At 41.9% G+C, this 4,184-nt stretch carries 3 protein-coding genes; all 3 read right to left on the bottom strand.

Going from position 1 to position 4,184, the window contains the following annotated elements:
* Positions 1–200: 3-hydroxyacyl-CoA dehydrogenase NAD-binding domain-containing protein (locus WBG45_RS12630; protein ID WP_424415064.1), on the bottom strand; the 200-nt coding region annotated here is incomplete at its 3' end.
* A gap of 34 nt (positions 201–234) precedes the next feature.
* Positions 235–1,428 carry an acetyl-CoA C-acetyltransferase gene (locus WBG45_RS12625; RefSeq protein ID WP_424415062.1) on the bottom strand — a complete coding sequence of 398 codons (1,194 nt, stop codon included), beginning with the start codon at positions 1,426–1,428 and terminating at the stop codon, positions 235–237.
* Between the two features lie 597 nt (positions 1,429–2,025).
* Positions 2,026–4,170, bottom strand: a complete 2,145-nt coding sequence (locus WBG45_RS12620) for a (Fe-S)-binding protein (protein ID WP_424415066.1) — start codon at positions 4,168–4,170, stop codon at positions 2,026–2,028.
* Positions 4,171–4,184: the final 14 nt, after the last annotated feature.

Raw genomic sequence — 4,184 nt, 5'->3', positions numbered from 1 at the left:
ACTTGAGTTTTTTCATCTTCCGTCATGCGTCCTTTTTCAACGTTGCGTGATAGATTTTTCGTAATATTTGCAAGTCCACGTTGGAAAAATTCTTCCTTCATATCGTTTAATTTCACATCAAATCCAGCTTGAGCACATACTTGTGCAATCCCTGAACCCATTTGTCCTGCTCCGATTACAAGTACCTTTTGAATCGCCATGTAATTTGCCTCCTCTATATAAATCCTAGGTTTATTAAGCTTTTGGAACTTCAATCATAATGGCATCGCCTTGGCCGCCACCTGAACAAATCGCTGCTATTCCAATACCGCCACCACGGCGTTTTAATTCATAAGCTAACGTTAAGATAATGCGTGCACCACTTGCTCCAATTGGATGTCCAAGTGCTACAGCTCCACCGTTTACATTTACTTTTGATTCATCTAAGTTAGCGATTTGAGCAGATGCTAACGCTACAGCAGCGAATGCTTCATTAATTTCAAATAAGTCGATTTCTTCTAGTGTTTTACCTGTTTTTTCTAAGATTTCCTTAATAACAAGACCAGGTGTTTGTGGGAAGTGTTCCGGCTCAATTGCCACTTCTGCGTGTCCAATGACATAAGCAAGCGGTGTTTTGCCTTCTGCCTTCGCTTTATCTTCGCTCATTAACACAAGTGCTGCTGCGCCATCATTGACACCAGGAGCGTTCCCAGCTGTAATTGTGCCGTCTTTGCCAAATGCCGGTCTTAATTTTGACAGTGATTCAGTTGATGTATCACGTCGTGGAGCTTCATCTTGATCAATTTTCAATGCATCGCCTTTGCGCTGCGGAACTTCTATAGCAATAATTTCTTCAGCGAATGTTCCATTGTCGATTGCTTTTAGTGCTAAGTCATGACTACGGAATGACCATTCATCTTGCTTCTCGCGAGAAAGATCAAATTTCTCAGCAGTCGCATTTCCGTATGTACCCATGTGCACACGTTTTGGATCGAATGAACAAGAAAGACCATCATAAATCATGCCATCTATCATTTGAGCATCACCCATACGTAAGCCGAATCGACCTTTTGGCAAGTAATATGGTGCGTTTGACATTGACTCCATGCCGCCAGCAACAATCGTTTCCTCATCGCCTAAACGAATCAATTGATCAGCTAAAGTAACGGCACGCATACCCGATGCACATACTTTATTGATTGTTTCTGTTTTTACACCCCATGGAATTCCCGCTTTTGTAGCCGCTTGACGAGAAGGAATTTGCCCTTGCCCCGCTTGGAGTACAGTACCCATAATAACTTCGTCTACTGATTCTGGTGCAACGCCCGCTCTGATTAACGCTTCTTTAATCGCAACGCCACCTAAATCGCTTGCTGAAAGTGAAGCTAGTGCGCCACCCATTTTGCCGAATGCTGTTCGTGCTCCATCTAAAATAACTGTTTTTGCCATGATTTGTTGCCTCCTCTATTTTTGTATACGCTTACAGTTTTATCTTTTTTAAGAATTATGACAATTTAGTTTGTGAATATGTGATATTGTCCATTCGATGTAGGTTTCTGTCCACTCACAGGGGTTTTCCGTCCGTTCGTGGTGTGTTATTGTCCATTCGCGGAGTGTTTCCGTCCATTCGTTAACACTTTCTGTCCATTTGACTGTTTTTTCGTTATTTTCATAAAAAGATTTGCTCCTGCGGTTACTCGTCGCAGAAAAAATTGCTCCTGCATCGCTGTGCTAGCTTCGTCGCAGAAAATTTTTTACTCAGCTCGCTATGCTTGCTTCGTCGTTGATAAATTTTTGCTCCTGCGGTTACTCGTCGCAAACACATTGCTCCTGTTTCTGCATCGCTTTCGCTAGCTTCGAAACATGAAAGTTCGTTGCATCGCTTCGCTAGCTTCGTCGCAAATAAAAAAACTCTCCGAGTTTTTTTATTGACTGAACGCTCGCTCGACAAAACATCAAACGAAAAGGGAGTTCAACGACTCCCTTTTCCATTTGAATCTATTATATCGTCATTTTAGGTTTTAATCAATCGACGATAGGGGTTCTTTATTGTAGTACTGGTTCTTCTGTTTCTTCGACTGGTGGCAAGTAATCTCCTAGTACTGAGCGTTCTAGTAGTTCGGCGATGTCGTATGTGCCGATTGTTTCTTCTACTTCTTTCGCTTTCGTACCGTCAGATAGCATTGTTAAACAGTACGGACATCCTGATGAAATCATCGTTGGATTGACAGCAATTGCTTGCTCAGTTCGTGCTACGTTAACACGGTTTCCAACATGTTCTTCCATCCACATCATTCCGCCACCTGCTCCACAGCACATACCGGTTTCGCGATTACGTTCCATTTCCACAAGCTTAACGCCTGGGATTGCACGCAAGATTTCACGTGGTGGATCGTATACGTCGTTGTAACGGCCTAAGTAACATGAATCGTGGAACGTGATCGTTTCATTGATAGCATGTTGTGGTTTCAAGCGACCTTGTTGTACTAAATCAAATAGCATTTCAGTATGGTGAAGGACTTCTCCGCTCCAACCGAAGTCTTCGTATTCATTTTTGAAAATGTTATAAGCATGCGGGTCAATCGTAACAATTTTCGTTACTCCGGCTTTTTCAAACTCGGCAATATTTGCTGCAGCTAGTTCTTGGAATAAGAATTCATTACCTAAACGACGTGGTGTGTCGCCAGAGTTTTTTTCTTTATTCCCAAGAATAGCGAATTTAACGCCTGCTTCATTCATCAATCTAGCAAAGGCAAGTGCGATTTTTTGTGAACGGCTATCAAATGCTCCCATTGATCCAACCCAGAATAAGAATTCAAATTCTTCTCCCGCTTTAGATACTTCCTTAACGGTTGGAATATTGACATCTGGACGTGCGTCACGCCAGTTTTCTTTTTCTTTACGGTTCAGACCCCATGGATTTCCTTGACGTTCGATGTTTGTCATCGCGCGTTGTGCATCCGGATTCATGCGTCCTTCTGTCATCACTAAGAAACGACGAAGGTCAATAATGTGGGATACATGCTCAATCATAACTGGACATTGATCTTCACAGTTACGACATGTCGTACAAGCCCAAAGCTCTTCTTCAGTAATAACCTCACCAATTAAAGCAGGGTTATAAATGTCTTCGATAACCGCTCCATCTACACGAGCTGCAACTGCTAATTGATTTCCTTGTGTATTCGCGAAAGCCATTGCAGGAACCCATGGTTTTTGTTGCGTTAGCACAGCACCTGTATTTGTTAAATGGTTACGTAGTTTTGTAATTAAGTCCATCGGTGACAGCATTTTGCCTGTTCCCGTTGCTGGACACATATTTGTACAACGTCCACATTCTACACAAGCGTATAAGTCGATCATTTGTTTTTGTGTAAAGTCTTGAATTTTACCAACACCGAATGACGCCTCTTCTTCCGATTCTTCATCTTCAGCTTCTTCAAAATTAATCGGGCGAAGCTTTCCAACATTATCAGTACGGTTGAAATATGTGTTCACAGGTCCAGTAATTAAGTGGAAATGCTTCGACTGTGGCACGTACACTAAGAATGTAAGTAGGAATAATAAGTGAACCCACCACATGATATAGAATATCGTGATTGCTGCTGCTTCTGGTAAGAAACCGAAAATTGCTGCCACAGAAGATGCGACTGGTTCCGCCCAAGTTGCTGCGTGATCATGCCAAATCATACCCATCCCGTTTCCGACTAACACGGAAACCATTAAACCACCGATGAATATAAGGACAAGACCTGATTTCCATCCACGTTTTAAACGTACTAACTTTTCAATGTAACGACGGTAGAATGCCCACACGACTGCAACTAGAATCGTTAAAGTAACAAGTTCTTGGAAAAATGTGAACGCTGGATACAATGGACCTAAAGGTAAATGTGACCCTGGTTTTAGACCTTTCCAGATAAAATCGATTGCCCCAGCTTGCACAAGAAGGAACCCGTAGAAGAACATCACATGGATGATTCCACTTTTCTTATCCTTCAATAATTTCTTTTGACCAAATACATTGACCATTATTTTACGCATACGCTCTTTAAAGTTATCTTCAAACTCTACTTTCTTACCGAGTTTGATGTATTCATAGCGTGTCTTCAACAAATAAGTAAAAAGACCAATCGCGTAAGCGGTTACAACTAAAAATAAAACCCAGTTTGCTATTAAAAGCGGGCTCATCGCTCTCTCCCCTT

The organism is Paenisporosarcina sp. (assembly GCF_049671445.1).
Taxonomy (GTDB): domain Bacteria; phylum Bacillota; class Bacilli; order Bacillales_A; family Planococcaceae; genus Paenisporosarcina.
The sequence above is the reverse complement of the archived record's forward strand: the minus strand, read 5'-3'. Positions and strand labels throughout refer to the sequence as shown.

Coding starts and splice junctions, on each gene's coding strand:
- WBG45_RS12625 (WP_424415062.1), bottom strand. CDS start 1,428: ATGGCAAAAACAGTTATTTTAGATGGAGCACGAACAGCATTCGGCAAA.
- WBG45_RS12620 (WP_424415066.1), bottom strand. CDS start 4,170: ATGAGCCCGCTTTTAATAGCAAACTGGGTTTTATTTTTAGTTGTAACC.